Consider the following 18,234-nt stretch of genomic DNA (forward strand, 5'->3'; position numbering starts at 1 on the left):
GGGGGCGGTGCTGTGTCACCCCCCCCGCGGTCCGCCACCGCCCCCCCCCCCGGCGGCGGGGGGGGGGGGGTGCCCGTGGCGGGGGGGCGCGGCACGGCCGCCCCGCTACCCTGCACCGCCTGCAGCGCCACGCCGACGCCGGCACTGCGCAGGCGTACTGCTCACCCCGCGTACGCCGTCAGCCGGCCATCCTGTTCAACCACCCGGATCGGCCCGCCGAACACCGCCGACAGAGGCTCGTCACACAGCAGCGTGGCCCGACTGCCGTCGGCCAGCACGCGGCCGTCGCGCAGCAGCACCACCCGCTCGATCTCGGGAATGACCTCTTCAATGTGATGGGTCACCAGCACCAGGGTGATGCCCTGCTGCGCCAGTGCCCGCATGGTCGCGATCAGCTGCTGGCGGGCGACCAGATCCAGGCCGGTGGAGGGTTCGTCCAGCAGCAGCGCCTGCGGCCGGTTCACCAGCGCGCGCGCGATCAGCACCCGGCGCGTCTCGCCGGCAGAGAGCTCTGCATAGGCGCGCTCGCGCAGGGCCAGCGCACCGGTCATCGCCAGTGTCTCGCCGGCGCGGGCACGCATCTCGGCGGTCACCTCACGGAAAGCCGGCACCACGCAGCTGGCGAAGAAACCGGACAGCACGGCCTGCTCGACGGTGAGCCCCGGCATCTCGGACAGCGTGCTGCTGAGGTCACCGGTGACGATGCCCAGCTGCGAGCGCAGCCGGTCCACCTGCCAGCGGTTCTGGCCCAGCACCTTCACCGCGACCGCGCCGTCGCCCTGCGCCAGCGGGTAGAGCTCGCGGGTGATCAGCTTGATGAAGGTCGATTTGCCGCAGCCATTCGGGCCGAGCAGGGCGGTGTGCTGGCCCTGCGCGATGCGCAGGCTCAGCCCATGCAGGACCTTCACCTGGCCGCGCATCACGCTGGCGCGGTCCAGTTCGATCAACGGCGGCCGCTCCCCGGCGGACGGGACGGCGACAACGGCGCGGGCGCGCGGATCCAGGCTCGACAACTCAGGTCCCCAACTGTGAACGGTGCCACGGAAGCGGTGCTGGCGCACCGCGGTCAGAGGTGCAGTTTGCAACGCAAGCGGCCATGATGTCTGCCATCCCCGTGCGATCCGGAGAGCCTCCATGTCCGATGCCCTGATATCCCTGTTGACCGGTGGCGTGCTCGGCCTGGGAGGGTGGGCCATGCTGGCGGTGCTGCTGGTCTTCACCCAGATCACCATCTTCTCGGTGACGCTCTACCTGCATCGCAGCCAGGCCCATCGCGGCGTCGATTTCCATCCGGCACTGGCCCACGTGTTCCGCTTCTGGCTGTGGCTGACCACCTCGATGATCACCCGCGAGTGGGTGGCCATCCATCGCAAGCACCACGCCAAGGTGGAGACCGAGGACGACCCGCACAGCCCGGTCACGCGCGGCATCGGCACGGTGTTCTGGCGGGGAGTGGAGCTGTATCGGGAAGCACGCGGCATGCGCGCGGATATCGAGCAGTACGGACGCGGCACGCCCGACGATGCCATCGAGCGCCACCTGTATACCCCGCATGCGACCCTCGGCCCGGTGCTGCTGCTGGCCATCAACAGCGTACTGTTCGGCCTGCCGGGCGTAGCACTGTGGGCGATCCAGATGGCGTGGATTCCGTTCTGGGCGGCCGGCGTGGTCAATGGCCTGGGGCACTGGTGGGGTTACCGCAACTACGAATCGGCCGACACCTCCACCAACCTGACACCGTGGGGCGTCTGGATCGGTGGCGAGGAACTGCACAACAACCACCATGCCTTCCCCAGTTCGGCACGCTTTGCCATGCGGCGCTGGGAAGTCGACATCGGCTGGTGCGCGATCCGCCTGCTGCAGGCCCTGCGCCTGGCCAGGGTGCTGCGCGTCGCACCGGCGATGGATGTGCGCCCGAACATCGCCGTGCCCGACGCCGAGACCCTGAAGGCACTGCTGTCGCATCGCTTCCAGGCGATGACCGATTACCAGCGCAACGTCTTCATGCCGGCCTTGCGCGAGGAAGCCGCCCAGGCGGGCGCCAAGCTGCGCCGGCTGCTGCCGCGGCGGCTGCGCCGCGGCCTGGTCAACGATGGGCGCTGGCTGAAGCCGGACAACCGTGCCCAGCTCAGCGAGTGGGTGGCGCAACGCCCGCGCATCCGTGTGCTGGTCGAGTACCGCGCGCGGCTGGCTGCGCTGCTGGAGGCGCGCGGGCACGATGCCGCCGAGCGCCTGCGACACCTGCAGGCGTGGTGCCGCGAGGCCGAGGGGAGCGGAATCGCCGCGCTGCAGGCCTATGCCGAACGGCTGAAGGGCTACACGCTGGTGGGCGCATGAGGGCAGGGGCGCTGCTGCTGGCCGCGCTGCTGCCGGCCGCCGCCCCGGCCCAGGTCAGCGACACCCGCAGCTACCTGCAGAAGATGGACAGCGACGGCGACGGCCGGGTCAGCGAGACCGAGTACGTGCAGTGGATGCTGTATGCCTTCGACCGCATGGACCGCAATGGGGATGGCGTGCTGACTACCGATGAACTGCCCGGTGGCAAGGGCAGAGCGATCACCCGCGAGCAGCAGCGGCAGGTCATCGTGCAGCGCTTCCACAAGCAGGATGCCAACGGTGACGGGTTTCTCGACGCCCGTGAGCTGTCCGCGCCCCCGCGTTGAGCGGGCGTAGAATCGGGGCATGCCTGAACTGCCCGAAGTCGAAACCACCCGCCGCGGCCTGGCCCCGCATCTGCAGGACCGCCGCGTCCACGGCGTGATCCTGCGCCGCGCCGACCTGCGCTGGCCGATTCCGCCGGAGATTGCGCAGCTGCTGCCGGGACAGCGCATCGAAGGCATCCGCCGGCGCGCGAAGTACCTGCTGCTGGACACGGCCATCGGCAGCGCCGTACTGCATCTGGGCATGTCCGGCAGCCTGCGTGTACTGCCCGGAGATACCCCACTGCGGCCACATGACCACGTGGATATCAGCCTGGACAACGGGCGCCTGCTGCGCTTCAACGATCCGCGCCGCTTCGGCAGCCTGCTCTGGCAACCGGCCGGGCAGGTCCATCCGCTGCTGCAGGGGCTGGGGCCTGAACCGCTGGACGAGGCCTTCCATGGCGATTACCTGTTCGCCCGCAGCCGCGGCCGCAGCGCCCCGGTCAAGACCTTCCTCATGGACCAGGCGGTGGTCGTGGGCGTCGGTAACATCTATGCCGCCGAGAGCCTGTTCAAGGCCGGCATCAGCCCGCTGCGCGAGGCCGGCAAGGTCTCACGCGAGCGCTACCAGCGGCTGGCCACCGCGGTGAAGGAAACGCTGGGCTACGCGATCACCCGCGGTGGCACCACACTGCGTGATTTCATCAGCCCCGATGGCGCACCCGGCTACTTCGAGCAGGAACTGCTGGTCTATGGCCGCGACGGGCTGCCCTGCCCGACCTGCGGACGCCTGCTCAAGCACGCCATGATCGGCCAGCGTGCCAGCGTGTGGTGCAGCCACTGCCAGCGCTGAGGCGGTCCAGCCAGCGGCAGCTGAATGGGAGGTTGCGCCCTCCGCTGCCCGTTAACGTTTGTCTGCCTATGATGGCCGACCCTTCCCTGTGCCTGACGCGCCTGCATGCAACGACGCGACTTCATCCGCAACGCCTCCCTGGCCCTGGCAGCCTTCGGCCTGCCGTCCCTGCCCGCCTGCGCCGCCAGCAGGAACGGCCAGGTCGGCCTGCGCCGCCTCGGCCAGCCGCAGCCGTTCAGCTTCGCCACCCTGAAGGGGCAGGCACGCGCACTGGCACAGGCTCCGTACCAGAGCCACAAGCGGGTGCTGCCGGGCCGGCTTGAAGCGCTGGACTGGGACCAGTACCAGTCCATCAGCTATCGCCAGGACCACGCGCTGTGGGCCGATCAGCCCGGCAAGTTCCAGGCCAAGTTCTTCCACCTGGGCCTGTACTTCCATTCGCCGGTGCGCATGTTCGACGTGGTCGACGGCCAGGCGCAGGAACTGGCGTATGACGGTGCAGCGTTCAACTACGGCAAGAGCGGGATCCGCAACGGCGAACTGCCGGCGGACCTGGGCTTCGCCGGGTTCCGCCTGAACACCCGCAAGGATACCGACCGCGATTTCGCGGCGTTCCTTGGCGCCAGCTATTTCCGCGCGGTCGGCAAGGAAGGCCAGTACGGGCAGTCCGCGCGCGGCCTGGCGATCGATACCGGCATGGGCAGGCCGGAGGAGTTTCCCGACTTCATCGCCTATTACCTCGAACAGCCTGCCGCCGATTCGGACACCATCATCGTCTATGCGTTGCTGGACTCGCCCAGCGTAGCCGGCGCCTACCGCTTCGCCATCACCAACGGCGATGTGCTGCTGATGGACATCGACAGTGCGCTCTACCCACGCAAGGCGATCGAGCGCCTGGGCATCGCGCCGTGCACCAGCATGTACCAGGTGGGTGAGAACGACCGCCGCATGGACTGGGACTGGCGCCCGGAGATCCACGATACCGATGGCCTGTCGATGTGGACCGGGGCCGGTGAGTGGATCTGGCGGCCGCTGTGCAATCCGCGCAACCTGCGCTTCAACATGTTCGTCGACCGCAATCCGCGTGGCTTCGGCCTTCTGCAGCGCGACCGCAACTTCGATCACTACCAGGACGACGGCGTCTTCTATGAGAAGCGCCCCTGCCTGTGGATCGAGCCGAAGGGCGAATGGGGCGAGGGCTCGGTGCAGCTGGTGGAGATCCCCACGGTCGATGAGACCTTCGACAACATCGTCGCCTTCTGGAATCCGAAGGAGAAGCCGCAGCCGGGACAGGAGCTGCTGGTCGGCTACCGCCTGTACTGGGGCGCCGAGCCGCCGGCACGGCCACCGCTGGCGCATTGCGTGGCCAGCCGCACGGGGCTGGGCGGTGTGGTCGGCAAGAAGCGCGAGTACTTCTCGTGGCGCTTCGCCGTGGACTTCGAAGGCGGCGAACTGGCCAAGCTGATCGACAAGGCCGAGGTCGAGGCAGTGGTGGAAACCAGCCGGGGCCGTGTCGAGATCGTATCGGCGCGTCCGCTGCGCGAGATCGACGGTTACCGCGCGATGTTCGACCTGGTGCCGCCGGAAGGCAGCACCGAACAGATCGACATCCGCCTGTACCTGCGCAGCGGTGGCAAGCCGCTGACCGAAACCTGGCTGTACCAGTACACGCCGCCGCCGGCCGGTGCACCGGAGCGGACGCTGTACTGAGTGGGTGTCGGTTTGCAGGGCTTGCAGCCCCCCATCCGCAGACACTGGAGCAACGTCAGAAGCTGGCTTCCTGTGGATGGGCAGTTTCCCGGGGTGAGTTGGATACGTCGATGGGGTCAGATCCCTTTTCCCGAAGGGAAACGGATCTGACCCCACAGTTTCATTCGACGTTGACGTTGCTTCTGCAGGTGAGCGCAGCCCTGCCAAACACCGCCTACAGCGGCAAGGGTGCCTGCATCGGCTCGATGCGGCCTTCACCGCGGGTGATCTTCTTGAACTCGGCCCGGCTCACCGACACATAGCGGTCGTTGCCGCCGATCTCCACCTGCGGGCCGTCCTGCACGGCATGCCCATGCTCATCCACACGGACGGTCATGATCGCCTTCTTGCCGCTGTGGCAGATGGTCTTGATCTCCTGCATCTCGTCGGCCCATGCCAGCAGGTACTGGCTGCCTTCGAACAGTTCACCGCGGAAATCGGTGCGCAACCCGTAGCACAGCACCGGGATGCGCAGCTGGTCGACCACTTCGCCGAGCTGCCAGACCTGCGCGCGAGTCAGGAACTGTGCTTCGTCCACCAGCAGGCAGCCCATCGGCCCGTTCGATGCCAGGTCCTGTTCGGCCCAGCGCTGCAGGTCGGTGTCGCGGTCGAACGCCATGCCTTCGGCGCGCAGCCCGATACGCGAGGCCACCACGCCTGCGCCCGCGCGATCATCCAGGCGCGGGGTCAGGATCGCCACCCGCATGCCGCGCTCGCGATAATTGTGCGCGCTCTGCAGCAGGGTGGTGGTCTTGCCGGCGTTCATCGCCGAGTAGTAGAAGTAGAGCTTGGCCATCGGCCAATTGTACGCATCCGCTGCGCAGCCGGCCGCAGGCTACTTCGCTGCCGGTGGCACGTTCGGCAGCTGCTCCAGTTCGCCCACTTCGACGGAGGCATCCAGTGGGCGGGCCCAGAACGCATCCTGGTTGCACCAGTACCGCTGGGGATCCCACCAGGCCTTGTCGTAGACCAGCTGCGCCGGCACCTGAGGGGTAACCAGGCCGGGCATAGCGTCGGGCCCCGAACGCGACGCCACCATCAGCCCGGGCGAGATATGGCCCGTACGCGAGCCGGTGATCTGACCAAGGCCCTGGCGCAGCTTCCTCTCCATGCGCGGCTTGGCCTGGGCATCGCCGAAGCGTGCATACACGGCCTGGCCCCGGTGCACGGCCTGTGCGCGTTCGGTCTCGTCCAGCTGCTCCCAGTAGAGTTCGCGCTGGCGCAGGAAATCGTGGTACATCCGCTCGGCGGCCAGATCCATCCAGGCATAGGCCAACGGCCGGTCGACGGCGGTCCCGACGCCCTGCCAGTACATCCGCGCCACCATCGACTGCGAGAACTTGTCGGCATACAGCGCGGCAGTGCGGAAGCTGCGCAGCGCCTGCGCGTACTTGCCCTCGCGATACAGCCCCAGGGCATGACCCCGCCATCGCAGGTCAGGATGGGCCTCAAAGAAGCCGTTGGTGAGTACATCGCGGGGAATGGGCTTGGCCGGTTGCAACCTGCACTCCAGCGCCGGCGCGGCGGCCACCGCCAAGCCTGGCGCAGCCATCGCGAGTATGACCAGGCAGAACAAGCGCGTGTGCGTGTTCATGACATCACTCCATTGATGCGTCTGCCCACTGATAGCACCGGACAGCGCCCATCGCAAGCCGGGCCGGGCGATGGCGACTCTGTGGTGGTGCCCGGCCGCCCGGTACAATCCGCCCATCATGCACGGTCTCAATCCTCCCCAAGCCGCCGCCGTCCTGCACATCGAAGGCCCGTTGCTGGTGCTCGCCGGTGCCGGCAGCGGCAAGACGCGCGTGATCGTGGAGAAGATCGCCCACCTGATCGGCTGCGGCCGCTACCCGGCCCGCCGCATCGCCGCGATCACCTTCACCAACAAGTCGGCCAAAGAGATGCGCGAACGTGTGGCCAAGCGTCTGCGCGAGCAGGACGCCGACGAGGTGACCATCTGCACCTTCCACGCCCTGGGCCTGAAGTTCCTGCAGATCGAGCATGCGGCGGTGGGCCTGAAGCGCGGCTTCTCGATCTTCGATGCCGACGACGCCGCCGCGCAGATCAAGGACCTGATGCATGGCGCCAAGCCCGACGATATCGAGGACATGAAGAACCTGGTGTCGCGGGCGAAGAATGCCGGTCTCTCGCCCGAGCAGGCGATGGCTGCCGCGCGCAGCAACCGCGAGAAGGAAGCAGCCAGCGTCTACGAGCGCTACCAGCTGCGCCTGACCGCTTTCAACGCGGTCGACTTCGACGACCTGATCCGCCTGCCGGTGCAGATCCTGGAGGAGAACCCGGAGATCGCCCTGGCCTGGCGCGAACGCATCGGCTACCTGCTGGTGGACGAATGCCAGGACACCAACGACGCGCAGTACCGCCTGCTCAAGCAGCTGGCCGGGGACAAGGGCAACTTCACCTGCGTGGGTGACGATGACCAGTCCATCTACGCCTGGCGTGGCGCCAACCCCGAGAACCTGCAGCAGATGGGGCGCGACTACCCCACGCTGGAGATCATCAAGCTGGAGCAGAACTACCGCTGCTCCAACCGCGTGCTGCGCGCGGCCAATGCGTTGATCGCCAACAACCCGCACGAGCACCTGAAGAAGCTGTGGAGCGATCAGGCCGACGGTGAGCGCATCCGCGTATGGGAATGCCGCAACAGCGAGCACGAGGCAGAGAAGGTGGCCGCCGAGATCGCCTTCGTGGCGCAGTCGCGCAACGTGCCGTGGAGTGACTTCTGCATCCTGTTCCGCGGCAACTTCCAGTCGCGGCCGCTGGAGAAGGCGATGCAGCTGCTGCGTATTCCCTATCACCTGACCGGCGGCACCATGTTCCTGGAGCGCCAGGAAGTGAAGGACACGCTGGCCTGGCTGCGGCTGCTGGTGAACCCGGACGACGACACCGCATTCATGCGTGCCGTGCAGGCGCCCAAGCGCGACGTGGGTGCCGGAACGCTGGCCAGGCTGGCCGAACTGGCATCGGAAAAAGACATGCCGATGGCCCAGGCGGCCGAGGCGATCGGCGCGCTGTCGCAGCTGCCGCCGCGCGCTGCCAACAGCCTGGCGCGTTTCACCGACATCCTGCGCGACCTGCGCGCACAGATGCGGCAGGTCAGCTCCGGTGACATGATCCGCAAGGTCGCCAAGGAATCGGGCCTGCTCAGCGAGCTGCGCCAGCAGGCCAAGGAAGAGGCCAGCTACCAGCGCCGCGCCAACAACATCGAGGAACTTGCGCAGTGGTTTGAAGGCGGTCCGCGCGGTGCCACCGCCGCCGATCTGGCCGGCCAGCTGGCACTGTTGTCGCGCAGCGACAAGGATGAGGGCGGCAACCAGGTGCGGATGATGACCCTGCATGCCTCCAAGGGCCTGGAGTTCCCGTATGTCTTCATCGTCGGCTGCGAGGACGGCGTGCTGCCGCACCAGGTCAGCCTCGACGAAGGCAACCTGCAGGAGGAGCGGCGGCTGCTGTACGTGGGTATCACCCGCGCCAAGATCCAGCTGTGGATGAGCTACAGCAAGCTCACCCGCAAGTTCGGCGAGCATGTGCGGCTCAAGCCCAGCCGCTTCTTCGACGAGATCCCGGCCGAGGAGATCCAGCGCGACGGCGCCGATCCGGTGGCCGATGCCGCGCGCAAGAAGGAGCGGGCAACGGCGGGACTGGCGGCGATCGAGGCCCTGTTCGACTGACCGGGGTCGGATCCCTTCCCGCAGGGAAGGGCTCTGACCCCAGCACATCGCCCTACAATCGGGCCTCTCCACCCACAGGTCTGCGCATGCATCCCATCGAAAGCGAACGCCTGCGGCTCCGCCGCATCGAGCCAGATCGTGATGCGGCGCCGATGCTGGCGCTGCTCAACGATCCTGGTTTCGTGCGCTTCATTGGTGACCGCAACGTGCACAGCGAAGCGCAGGCCCGCGAGTACATCGCCCTGCGCGTGCTGCACAGCTATGCGTTGAACGGGTTCGGCATGTATGCCATCGAGCGTCTGTCCGATGGCGCCTGGCTGGGCAATGCCGGGCTGGTCCGGCGCGACGGCCTGCCGGGACCGGACATCGGCTATGCACTGTTGTCGGAGTACACGGGGCACGGCTACGCAGGAGAAGCAGCGCGGGCGGTCTTCACCCACGCGCGCGGCGCCCTTGGCCTGCAGGACCTCTATGGCATCACCGACCTGGACAACGTCGTGTCCGGGAAAATCCTGCTGGGCCTGGGCATGTGCGAACAGGGGGTCATCCAGCTGCCGGGCATCGCCACGCCCAGCCGTCTGTATGCCACGCCGGGAGCGGCGCCGGTCGGCTAGTCCGCCTGTACCGCATCGACAGCGTTGGGCCAGGCCCGGCGGGCCGCCTCAGCCGCGCAGGTCCGCCAGCTGCGCCTGCAGTTCGGCCACTGCCGCTTCCAGCTGGGCCACCCGTTCAGCCAGGCCCGGGTCGGCCGGCTCGCTGCCACCGGCACCGCCTGCGTACCGTGCCGCCAGTGCCGCCGCGTCCACCTCGCCGCACAGCAGGTGCATGTAGCGGTCCTCGCGCTGGCCGCTGGCGCGCGGCAGCACGATGAGCAGCTCACGCTGCTGCAGGCGCTCGATGGCGTGGCGGGCTTCGTCGGTGTCGGCGAAGCGGTACAGGCGCTCGCTGCGCGTGACCAGCTCGCCCAGTGTCTGCGGCCCGCGCAGCAGCAGCATCGCCAGCAGCACGGTCTGCTGCCGGGTCAGGTCCAGCGCGGCCTGCAGGCGATGCTCGTAGCGGTCTGCACGCGAGGAGAAGTGCTGGCGCGCCAGGCCCATCGACTCCAGCTGGCGCAGCGCGTGCTGGACACTGCCGGCGTCGACGTTCATCACCGGCTCGCGCGCGGTCTTCTGGTTGGCGGCCGACTGGGCGGCGTTGACCGTCAGCGGGTAGGTGTCCGGCGTGGTCGCCTCCTTCTCCACCAGGCAGCCCAGCAGGCGGGCCTGCACGGGATCGAGCAGGGGACGGTCGGGGGTCTGGATGGCATCGGTCATGGCGGCCTCCGGGAAGGCATCGGGTCAACCGCCAAGCATAGCCGTCCCGATGGCGCCTTTGCCGGTAAAATGAGCCGATATCTGTTGCCGGTGAATGCCATGCGTCGTCCTGTTTCCCTGTCCCTCACCCTGCTCGCCACGGCGCTGCTGGGTCTGTCCGCCTGCAAGCGCGTCGAGACCCCGGCCACCGACGCGGCCGCTCCGGTGGCCCCGGCTGCCAAGACCGGGGCGGCCGGCGAAGCGACCGCCAACGACAACCTCAACGCGGTGCTGTGGATGCAGCGCGCGCAGGAGTACCGCGCGATCACCGAGCAGACCTACCGTGCCGCCGCCGACCGCCTGGACGGCGCGCTGAAGGAAGCCCACTGGGACGCGCTGGTGCCGGAAGAGCGCGGCAACGAGGCCAAGGGTCTGAAGCCCGCGGTGGTGCTGGACGTGGACGAAACCGTGCTGGACAACTCGCCCTACCAGGCGCGCCTGGTGCGCGATGGCAAGGAATACGACGAGCTGAGCTGGGACCAGTGGGTCGCGGAGAAGAAGGCCAAGGCGATTCCCGGCGTGGTCGATTTCGCCAAGGCGGCCAATGCCCGCGGCGTGACCCTTCTGTACATCTCCAACCGCGCCGTGCACCTGAAGGAAGCGACCCTGGCCAACCTGCGCGAGCAGGGCCTGCCGGTCGCCGATGACAGCGTGTTCCTGGGCCTGGGCACCGTGGTCGAAGGCTGCGAGCAGGCCGGTAGCGAGAAGAACTGCCGCCGGCGCCTGGCCGGGCAGAAGTACCGCGTGCTGATGCAGTTCGGCGACCAGCTGGGCGACTTCGTGGAAGTGACCGCCAACACCAATGAAGGCCGTGACGCACTGCTGCAGCAGTACCACGACTGGTTCGGCGAGCGCTGGTGGATGCTGCCGAACCCGACCTACGGCGGCTTCGAGCCGGCGCAGTTCAACAATGACTACAGCCAGTCGCGCCAGGCACGCCATGAGGCCAAGCGCGCTGCCCTGGACTACGCGCCGTGAGCCGCGCACCGCTGCCGCTGCGCGACGATGAGCGCCTGATCTTCGCGCTGGATGTCCCTGACCGCGTACAGGCACTGGAGTGGGTCGACCGCCTCGGCGAGAGCGTGGCCTTCTACAAGATCGGCATGGAACTGCTGGCGTCCGGTGACTACTTCCAGGTGCTGGATGAGCTGGCGCGCCGCGACAAGCGCGTGTTCGTCGATCTGAAGTTCTTCGACATCCCCGCTACCGCGGCGGCGGTGATCCGGCGGCTGTCGCAGTGGCCGGTCAGTTACGCCACCATCCACGGCTGGCATCCGGCAATGATGGAAGCCTGCGCCGCGGCCAGCACCGGCGACATGCGCCTGCTGGCGGTCACCGTGCTGACCTCGATGGGGCGTCCGGACCTGGCTCAGATGGGGATCGACCGCGAGCCGGTGGACGTGGTGGTCGAGCGCGCGCTGGCCGCGCAGGCCGCCGGTATCGACGGAGTGATCGCATCAGGCCAGGAAGCCGCGCCGATCCGTGCCGCGAGCGGTGCCGGCTTCTCGATCGTCTGCCCGGGCATCCGCCCCGGGGGTCCGGTCGGCGACGACCAGAAGCGTACCGTCGGCGTCGCCCAGGCGTTTGCCGATGGCGCCGACGCCATCGTGGTCGGTCGACCGATCCGCCTGGCGGCCGATCCGCAGGCAGCGGCGCGGTCGATCCAGCAGGAAATCGCGTCGGCTTTGGCTGCACGCTGAGTCCCGCACCAACAGCGATCACGGCGACATCATGAACGCCATCGCGCTGCATGCGGGATGGCGTTCGCAATTGTGGCTCCCGTAATGACGCGACCGTCCCCACACGGATGAACTGTGAGCCCGCTCGCAGTGCGCGGGGGTGGTCGCCCTTCCAATCGATGCACCGGCGTGGACCGCGGCTTCGCCGGTTCCAATCATCGATAGAGGGAGTACAAGGATATGTATCGCAGCACCTCTTTGCTGTTCGGTGGCCTGCTGGCCGCTGCCATCTTTCCTGCCACCGCAGCAGCACCGGCGACCGGGTCGCCCCACATCATCGGCGGCGCCCCGGCCGTGCCTGGCGAGTACCCGTTCATGGTCAGCCTGCAGGGCCTGGAGCTGGGGGACAGTGACTTCGACCGCCACGTCTGCGGCGGCACGGTGATCTCGCCGTCCTGGATCCTGACCGCCGCGCACTGCGTACAGGGCAACTCGCCCGCGCGGCTGGCGGTGCTGGCCGGCAGCACCACGCTGGCCAGCGCGCCATCGCCTCGAGCATCCAACATCAGGGCGATCCACGTGCATCCGGCCTTCAACAGCGGCAACACCCTGGAGCACGACGTGGCCCTGATCCACCTCAGCGCGCCGCTGGCCGACGTGCAGCCGGTTGCCCTGCGCCTGCGTCCGGACGCCAGCTATCTCAAGCCGGGTCGTGATTTCACCGTGATCGGCTGGGGTGACACCGGCATCGATGACGACGTGATCTACCCGACCGAGCTGCAGGCGGTGCGGACGCCCTTCGTGCCCTTCACGCAATGCCAGCAGGCATACGCCGGCGAGCTGGCCCGCGGCAAGGTGATCTGTGCCGGTCGCGAGGGCATCGACAGCTGCCAGGGGGATTCGGGCGGGCCCCTGCTGTTGCGCCTGCGGGAGGGCTGGACCCAGTTCGGCATCGTCAGCTGGGGCGAAGGCTGTGCCCTGGCTGGCTACCCGGGGGTTTATGCCCGAATCGCCGAAAAACATGCCGTGGATTTCATCGAATCCGTGTGGCAACGCGATTGATTCAATAAAATCAATAAGTTGAATAACATTACATCATGTGTTGCCTTAAGTTGTGCGGCGGCGTAGGATCGCGCCATCCGGTCTTCGGACCGGACCTGCGCCACAACACTGTCCTCCGGCCTCGAGCCGGCTTGAGGAGCCTGTGATCCCCGTGATCCGGGCTCTTTTTTTATCCCGGTGGCGGCGCTGGGGTCAGATCCCTTCTGCCGCAGCAGAGGGGATCTGACCCCCTTGGCTGGAAACCGTGACGTCCCGGCTTGCCGCTGTCACCTTGCAGGCCGCAAGATGCGGACCGGTCCGGGGAGTCCGAAGGCATGAGCACGGTAGTGCGAACGAAGTCTGCACGAGGGTGGGGGCTGGCGGCCATGGTGCTGCTGGCCGTGGCCGCGTGCCGCGAGCCAGGCAGTGATCCGGCCCGACCGGCAGCCGAACCGGTGGCCGCCGTGCAGGCGATGTCGCAGCGTCTGGCCGAGGACGATCTGCTCGGCTACGCGAAGCTGTCGGTGCCCCCCAGCCAGTACCAGCGGCTGCAGCAGGCCTGGGCGGACGGACACAGCCAATGGCCGCTGACCGAACTGCCGCTGGGTGACCAGCTGCTGCCGATGCTGGCCGCCCTGCGCAGGCCCGGCGCCAGTGCCGAACTGCAGCGCAGTTTCGACCGCCAGCTGGCCGGGCAGTCCGGCGCGGTGCGCCAGGCCGCGCAGTCGATGGGCAACTTCGGGGTGCAGTACCTGCGCCATCAGAAGGGATACACGCCCAGCCAGCAGGCCCACTACATCGCCCTGGTGGAGGCCCTGTCCGGCTGGGCGCAGGGCGCACCGATCAGCGATCGCGCACGGGCGCGCAGCAGCATCGCCGCGCTCGTCGGCGCCGCCACCCAGGTCGGCTTCGAGGATGATGCCGGCCTGCAGGCCGCGGGGATGGAAGGCAGCCTGCAGCAGCTGGCGCCGTTCATCCACACGCTCAAGGCCGTGCTGGCCAGCTACGGGCTGGGGGTGGACGAAGCCCTGCGCAGCATCCGCGGCGAAGTGCTGTCACTGGAGGGCGACAACGCGCTGGTCCGCCTGCAGTACGACCTGGCCGGGCGCGAGCTGACCCTGCAGCTGCCGCTGAGCCGGCGCGAAGGTCACTGGTACCTGACCCGCACTCTGGCCGATACCGACGCGATACTGCGCCAGGCCGACGCGGCCCGTGCGGCAGCCGCGCCCGCCCCGGCCGAACCCGCCGATGCAGGCGAAGAAGCGGCAATGCCGCCGCCTAAGCCATAATGGCGCCGATGTCGAAACAGAACCCGCTGCCGTTCCCCGGCGAAGAATCCCAGTCGACGCCCGCCGAAACGGCGCTGGCGTCCCCCTCGACCAGTACCGGCCCGAATCCGGTGCCGCCGCCCGTGCACGCCCGTCCTCCTGGCCGCCGCCCGCTGTGGGCACGGCTGCTCGGCCGCCTGGTCGAGCCGTGGCTGTCGCTGAAGATCGAACCTGAGGATCCGGGCCAGTACAACGATGGCCGTCCGGTGATGTACGTGCTGGAAGACTACGGGCTGTCCAATGCGCTGATCCTGGACAAGGCGTGCCGCCAGGCGGGCCTGCCTTCACCGCTGGTGCCGCTGGCCGGCGACCCGACCGGTCGCAAACGCGCCTACCTGGCACTGTCGCGGCGCAGTTCCAGCAACTCGCTGATTCCGGAACAGCGTGGCGCCAAGACCCATTCCGATTCGCTGGCCAAAGTCCTGCAGGCGCATCGCGTGCATGAGGATCTGGACGTGCACCTGGTGCCCGTGTCGATCTTCGTCGGCCGCGCGCCGGACAAGCAGAGCGGGTGGTTTGCCGTACTGTTCTCGGAGAACTGGGCGCTGGTCGGCCGTTTCCGCCGCCTGCTGGCGGTCCTGCTCAACGGCCGCAGCACCATCGTCCGCTTCGCTCCGCCGATTTCGCTGCGCTCCACCGTCAACGAGGGCCTGGAGCCCGAGCGCACGGTGCGCAAGCTGCAACGCGTGCTGCGCACCCATTTCCGCCGTATCCGCGAATCGGTGATCGGCCCGGACCTTTCCACCCGCCGCCTGCTGGTGGACCAGGTACTGGCCGCCGAGCCGGTACGCGAAGCGATCGCCGCGCAGGCCAAGCGCGACAATTCCAAGCCGGCCGATGCCTGGAAGAAGGCGCATGCCTACGCCTGGGAAATCGCTGCGGACTATTCCAGCCCGGTGGTGCGCTCGGCCAGCTTCATGCTCAGCCATGTCTGGAACCGGATCTATGCCGGTGTGCTGGTTCACCATCTGGACAAGTTCAAGGCGGCCGCGCCGGGCCATGAAGTGGTGTACGTGCCCAGCCACCGCAGCCACATGGACTATCTGCTGCTGTCCTACCTGCTGTACGACCGCGGCATCGTGCCGCCGCACATCGTGGCCGGCATCAACCTCAACCTGCCGGTGGTCGGCACGCTGCTGCGCAAGGGCGGCGCGTTCTTCATCCGCCGCTCCATCCGCGGCAACGCGCTGTACTCGGCGGTGCTCAGCGAGTACGTCGCGCAGCTGGTGGCCGGTGGCTATTCCATCGAGTACTTCGTCGAGGGCGGCCGCTCGCGTACCGGCCGCCTGCTGCAGCCCAAGGGCGGCATGATCTCGATGACACTGCGCGCCTTCCTGCGCCAGCCGCGCAAGCCGGTGCTGTTCCAGCCTGTCTACATCGGCTACGAGAAGCTGATGGAAGGCGGCAGCTACCTGGACGAACTCTCCGGCCGACCGAAGGAAAAGGAATCGATCTGGCAGCTGCTGTGGGGCATCCCCAAGGTGCTCAAGCAGAACTACGGGCAGGTGGTGGTCAACTTCGGCGAGCCGATCGCGCTGAACGACGTGCTGGCCGAGAAGGCGCCGGAGTGGAAGGGTGAGGCGGTGCCGGAAGACGAGAAGCCGGCATGGCTGTCGACCACTGTCGATACACTGGCCGAGCGCATCCAGGAACGCATCAATGGTGCGGCGGACGTCAACCCGATCAATCTGCTGGCATTGGCCCTGCTGTCCACGCCCAAGCATGCAATGGGCGAGGCGGACCTGATCGCGCAGATCGAACTGTGCAAGACCCTGCTGGTCGAGATGCCGTATTCGGACCGGGTGACGGTGACTCCGCATTCGCCGGAGCGGATCATTGCCCACGCCGAAGAGATCAACGTCCTTACCCGCATCAAGCACCCGCTGGGCGACGTGCTCAGTGTGAGCGGCGACACCGCGGTGCTGCTGAGCTACTTCCGCAACAACGTGCTGCACCTGTTCACCGCCTCCTCGTGGGTGGCGTGCTGTTTCCAGAACAACCGCCGCATGAGCCGCACCGGCCTGGTCCAGCTGGGCCGCACCGTCTACCCGTTCCTGCAGGCCGAGCTGTTCCTGCCGTGGACCGAGGACGAATTCGCCCAGCGCATCGACCAGACCATCGACGTGTTCGTGCGCGAGGGACTGCTGCAGAACGTCAACGAGGACGATGGCGGCATTCTTGCCCGCAACACCGGGCAGACCGACGAAGTGTTCCGCCTGCGTGCGATCGGCCACTCCCTGCAGCAGGCCTTCGAGCGCTACTACATCGCCATTTCGGTGCTGGTGAAGAACGGGCCGGGCACGCTCGGCGCCGCCGAACTGGAAAGCCTGTGCCAGCAGGCCGCACAGCGCCTGAGCCTGCTCTACGCGCCGGCGGCACCGGAGTTCTTCGACAAAGCCCTGTTCCGCAGCTTCATCCAGAAGCTGCGCGAACTGCGCCTGGTATGGCCCGACGAGAACAGCAAGCTGCTGTTCGACCAGCGCCTGGATGCCTGGGCCAAGGACGCCAAGTTCATCCTCGGTCGCGAACTGCGCCACACCATCGAGCGGGTCAGCCCGGAAGCCGCACGCCCGGACGAGCCCGCGCCGCAGGATTGAACGGTGGGTGTGGACCTTGGTCCACACACCTTTCAGCTGTGCCAACCAAGGTTGGCACCCACCCGAACCCGGCTCACGCCGGCTCGTCGGGAATCTGCAGGCTTTCCAGCCGGGTGATGCAGTCCTTCAGCTGCAGCTTGCGCCGCTTCAGGCGTTTGGACTCGAGCTCGTCCTCGCCATTGGCCGCCATGCGGGTGATCTGTTCATCCAGCAAGCGGTGCTCGGCGCGCAGGGCGGCGAGGCGTTCGGCGATCTCGGCGGGGCTGTAGGTGTCCACAGCCTCCGAGCATACACAGCGATGATGACCACCGGGAGAGGGCCGGACCGTTCCCCGGCCGGGGCCGCTCCAAGCCGGTAGAATGGCAGGCATGAGTGCCGTGATCTCCCTTCCCGATCCCCTGCCGCGCGCGCCCCGCGATCCGCGCGCGGCCGAGCGCGAGCAGCACAAGCTGGCCAAGCGCCTGCGCCGTCAGGTGGGCGAGGCGATCGCCGACTTCGGCATGATCGAGGCCGGCGACAGGATCATGGTCTGCCTGTCCGGCGGCAAGGACAGCTATACCCTGCTGGACATGCTGGTGCAGCTGCAGAAAAAGGCACCGGTGCCGTTCGAACTGGTGGCGGTGAACCTGGACCAGAAGCAGCCGGGCTTCCCCGAGCATGTGCTGCCGGAGTATCTGGCCGGGCTCGGGGTGCCGTACCACATCATCGAGCAGGACACCTATTCAGTGGTCAGCCGGGTGATTCCGGAAGGCAAGACGATGTGTTCGCTGTGCTCGCGCCTGCGCCGCGGCGCGCTGTACCACCATGCCGAGACCCATGGCTTCACCAAGATCGCGCTCGGCCACCACCGCGATGACATGGTGGCCACGTTCTTCATGAACCTGTTCCACCACGCCAAGCTGTCGGGCATGCCGCCGAAGCTGCGCAGCGATGACGGCCGGCACGTGGTGATCCGGCCGCTGGCCTACGTGCGCGAAAGCGACATTGTCGCGTACGCGCAGGCACGCCGGTTCCCGATCATCCCCTGCAACCTGTGCGGCAGCCAGGAAAACCTGCAGCGCCGCCAGGTCGGCCTGATGCTCAAGCAATGGGACAGGGACCACCCCGGCCGCATCGAGCAGATCGCGCGCGCCATGGGCCAGGTCAGGCCCTCGCAGCTGGCCGACACGTCCCTGTTCGACTTCATGGCGCTGGGCCGTCGCGATGACGCACCGCTGCCCGATGCCCATGCCTGGCTGGCCGGTACCCCGGTCGACGCCGACGCAGATCCCGAGACGCCCACCGCATAAGGTCGGTCGCCCTTT

General features: G+C 67.8%; 17 protein-coding genes. 12 read left to right on the forward strand and 5 right to left on the reverse strand.

Translation table 11 applies throughout. From position 1 onward, the window contains the following. Positions 1-161 precede the first annotated feature (161 nt). A complete protein-coding gene (locus tag ACVOME_RS12125; protein ID WP_227255255.1) occupies positions 162-920 on the reverse strand; it encodes an ABC transporter ATP-binding protein in 759 nt (252 codons plus the stop codon). 214 nt (positions 921-1,134) lie between these two features. Between ACVOME_RS12125 and ACVOME_RS12130 the strand changes: the two genes are divergently transcribed. The 4 genes from ACVOME_RS12130 to ACVOME_RS12145 all read left to right on the forward strand — a co-directional run bounded on the left by ACVOME_RS12130 (position 1,135) and on the right by ACVOME_RS12145 (position 5,205). Further along, positions 1,135-2,337: a DesA family fatty acid desaturase gene (locus ACVOME_RS12130; RefSeq protein WP_053516042.1), complete on the forward strand. Its 1,203-nt coding sequence runs from the start codon at positions 1,135-1,137 to the stop codon at positions 2,335-2,337. Beyond that, positions 2,334-2,663 (forward strand): EF-hand domain-containing protein, encoded by a 330-nt coding sequence (locus ACVOME_RS12135; protein ID WP_128987651.1) that lies wholly within the window; start codon positions 2,334-2,336, stop codon positions 2,661-2,663. The genes ACVOME_RS12130 and ACVOME_RS12135 overlap by 4 nt, the downstream gene beginning before the upstream one ends. Positions 2,664-2,682: 19 nt before the next feature. Further along, positions 2,683-3,495, forward strand: coding sequence for a bifunctional DNA-formamidopyrimidine glycosylase/DNA-(apurinic or apyrimidinic site) lyase (gene mutM, locus ACVOME_RS12140; RefSeq protein WP_065174093.1), 813 nt, complete (start codon positions 2,683-2,685; stop codon positions 3,493-3,495). A 105-nt stretch (positions 3,496-3,600) separates the two neighbouring features. Then, positions 3,601-5,205, forward strand: a complete 1,605-nt coding sequence (locus ACVOME_RS12145) for an OpgD/OpgG family glucan biosynthesis protein (protein WP_053516049.1) — start codon at positions 3,601-3,603, stop codon at positions 5,203-5,205. 214 nt (positions 5,206-5,419) lie between these two features. On the opposite strand, the gene ACVOME_RS12150 is transcribed toward ACVOME_RS12145, so the two are convergent. Together ACVOME_RS12150 and ACVOME_RS12155 are read right to left on the reverse strand one after the other, a co-directional pair. After that, positions 5,420-6,040, reverse strand: a complete 621-nt coding sequence (locus ACVOME_RS12150) for a thymidine kinase (protein ID WP_481505129.1) — start codon at positions 6,038-6,040, stop codon at positions 5,420-5,422. Positions 6,041-6,079: 39 nt separating this feature from the next. Continuing rightward, positions 6,080-6,838, reverse strand: coding sequence for an SEL1-like repeat protein (locus tag ACVOME_RS12155; RefSeq protein ID WP_053516053.1), 759 nt, complete (start codon positions 6,836-6,838; stop codon positions 6,080-6,082). A 118-nt stretch (positions 6,839-6,956) separates the two neighbouring features. Between ACVOME_RS12155 and ACVOME_RS12160 the strand changes: the two genes are divergently transcribed. Then, positions 6,957-8,933 (forward strand): UvrD-helicase domain-containing protein, encoded by a 1,977-nt coding sequence (locus ACVOME_RS12160; RefSeq protein WP_053516100.1) that lies wholly within the window; start codon positions 6,957-6,959, stop codon positions 8,931-8,933. Positions 8,934-9,019: 86 nt separating this feature from the next. Beyond that, on the forward strand, positions 9,020-9,547 hold the full coding sequence (locus ACVOME_RS12165; RefSeq protein ID WP_053516055.1) for a GNAT family N-acetyltransferase: 528 nt from the start codon (positions 9,020-9,022) through the stop codon (positions 9,545-9,547). 48 nt (positions 9,548-9,595) lie between these two features. Here the strand turns inward: ACVOME_RS12165 and ACVOME_RS12170 are convergent, their stop codons facing one another. Next, positions 9,596-10,246: a YceH family protein gene (locus tag ACVOME_RS12170; RefSeq protein WP_111187079.1), complete on the reverse strand. Its 651-nt coding sequence runs from the start codon at positions 10,244-10,246 to the stop codon at positions 9,596-9,598. Positions 10,247-10,345: 99 nt separating this feature from the next. Here ACVOME_RS12170 and ACVOME_RS12175 point away from each other — a divergent pair, with 99 nt between their 5' ends. From ACVOME_RS12175 to plsB, 5 genes are all read left to right on the forward strand, one after another. Further along, positions 10,346-11,263, forward strand: a complete 918-nt coding sequence (locus ACVOME_RS12175) for a 5'-nucleotidase, lipoprotein e(P4) family (protein ID WP_128987646.1) — start codon at positions 10,346-10,348, stop codon at positions 11,261-11,263. Next, positions 11,260-11,985: an orotidine-5'-phosphate decarboxylase gene (pyrF, locus tag ACVOME_RS12180; protein ID WP_180876196.1), complete on the forward strand. Its 726-nt coding sequence runs from the start codon at positions 11,260-11,262 to the stop codon at positions 11,983-11,985. Before ACVOME_RS12175 ends, pyrF begins: the two co-directional genes overlap by 4 nt. 219 nt (positions 11,986-12,204) lie before the next feature. Then, positions 12,205-13,026 (forward strand): serine protease, encoded by an 822-nt coding sequence (locus tag ACVOME_RS12185; protein WP_197600184.1) that lies wholly within the window; start codon positions 12,205-12,207, stop codon positions 13,024-13,026. Between the two features lie 314 nt (positions 13,027-13,340). Further along, on the forward strand, positions 13,341-14,294 hold the full coding sequence (locus ACVOME_RS12190) for a hypothetical protein (RefSeq protein WP_164151484.1): 954 nt from the start codon (positions 13,341-13,343) through the stop codon (positions 14,292-14,294). Continuing rightward, positions 14,294-16,930: a glycerol-3-phosphate 1-O-acyltransferase PlsB gene (plsB, locus tag ACVOME_RS12195; RefSeq protein WP_065174083.1), complete on the forward strand. Its 2,637-nt coding sequence runs from the start codon at positions 14,294-14,296 to the stop codon at positions 16,928-16,930. The genes ACVOME_RS12190 and plsB overlap by 1 nt, the downstream gene beginning before the upstream one ends. Before the next feature lie 73 nt (positions 16,931-17,003). Here plsB and ACVOME_RS12200 read toward each other — a convergent pair whose 3' ends face one another. Next, positions 17,004-17,207, reverse strand: a complete 204-nt coding sequence (locus tag ACVOME_RS12200) for a YdcH family protein (RefSeq protein ID WP_053516066.1) — start codon at positions 17,205-17,207, stop codon at positions 17,004-17,006. A 91-nt stretch (positions 17,208-17,298) separates the two neighbouring features. Here ACVOME_RS12200 and ttcA point away from each other — a divergent pair, with 91 nt between their 5' ends. Beyond that, entirely contained in the window at positions 17,299-18,219 is a 921-nt protein-coding gene (gene ttcA, locus ACVOME_RS12205) for a tRNA 2-thiocytidine(32) synthetase TtcA (RefSeq protein ID WP_262218840.1), read from the forward strand. Positions 18,220-18,234 lie beyond the last annotated feature (15 nt).

The sequence above is a fragment of the Stenotrophomonas sp. STEN008 genome (assembly GCF_056760435.1).

Bases quoted from the DNA above. Each gene is read 5' to 3' on its own strand.
- ACVOME_RS12125 (WP_227255255.1), bottom strand. From the start codon at position 920: ATGCGCGGCCAGGTGAAGGTCCTGCATGGGCTGAGCCTGCGCATCGCG.
- ACVOME_RS12165 (WP_053516055.1), top strand. From the start codon at position 9,020: ATGCATCCCATCGAAAGCGAACGCCTGCGGCTCCGCCGCATCGAGCCA.
- ACVOME_RS12155 (WP_053516053.1), bottom strand. From the start codon at position 6,838: ATGAACACGCACACGCGCTTGTTCTGCCTGGTCATACTCGCGATGGCT.
- ACVOME_RS12145 (WP_053516049.1), top strand. From the start codon at position 3,601: ATGCAACGACGCGACTTCATCCGCAACGCCTCCCTGGCCCTGGCAGCC.
- ttcA (WP_262218840.1), top strand. From the start codon at position 17,299: ATGAGTGCCGTGATCTCCCTTCCCGATCCCCTGCCGCGCGCGCCCCGC.
- ACVOME_RS12170 (WP_111187079.1), bottom strand. From the start codon at position 10,246: ATGACCGATGCCATCCAGACCCCCGACCGTCCCCTGCTCGATCCCGTG.
- ACVOME_RS12190 (WP_164151484.1), top strand. From the start codon at position 13,341: ATGAGCACGGTAGTGCGAACGAAGTCTGCACGAGGGTGGGGGCTGGCG.
- ACVOME_RS12130 (WP_053516042.1), top strand. From the start codon at position 1,135: ATGTCCGATGCCCTGATATCCCTGTTGACCGGTGGCGTGCTCGGCCTG.
- ACVOME_RS12160 (WP_053516100.1), top strand. From the start codon at position 6,957: ATGCACGGTCTCAATCCTCCCCAAGCCGCCGCCGTCCTGCACATCGAA.
- mutM (WP_065174093.1), top strand. From the start codon at position 2,683: ATGCCTGAACTGCCCGAAGTCGAAACCACCCGCCGCGGCCTGGCCCCG.
- plsB (WP_065174083.1), top strand. From the start codon at position 14,294: ATGGCGCCGATGTCGAAACAGAACCCGCTGCCGTTCCCCGGCGAAGAA.
- ACVOME_RS12185 (WP_197600184.1), top strand. From the start codon at position 12,205: ATGTATCGCAGCACCTCTTTGCTGTTCGGTGGCCTGCTGGCCGCTGCC.
- ACVOME_RS12150 (WP_481505129.1), bottom strand. From the start codon at position 6,040: ATGGCCAAGCTCTACTTCTACTACTCGGCGATGAACGCCGGCAAGACC.
- ACVOME_RS12135 (WP_128987651.1), top strand. From the start codon at position 2,334: ATGAGGGCAGGGGCGCTGCTGCTGGCCGCGCTGCTGCCGGCCGCCGCC.
- ACVOME_RS12175 (WP_128987646.1), top strand. From the start codon at position 10,346: ATGCGTCGTCCTGTTTCCCTGTCCCTCACCCTGCTCGCCACGGCGCTG.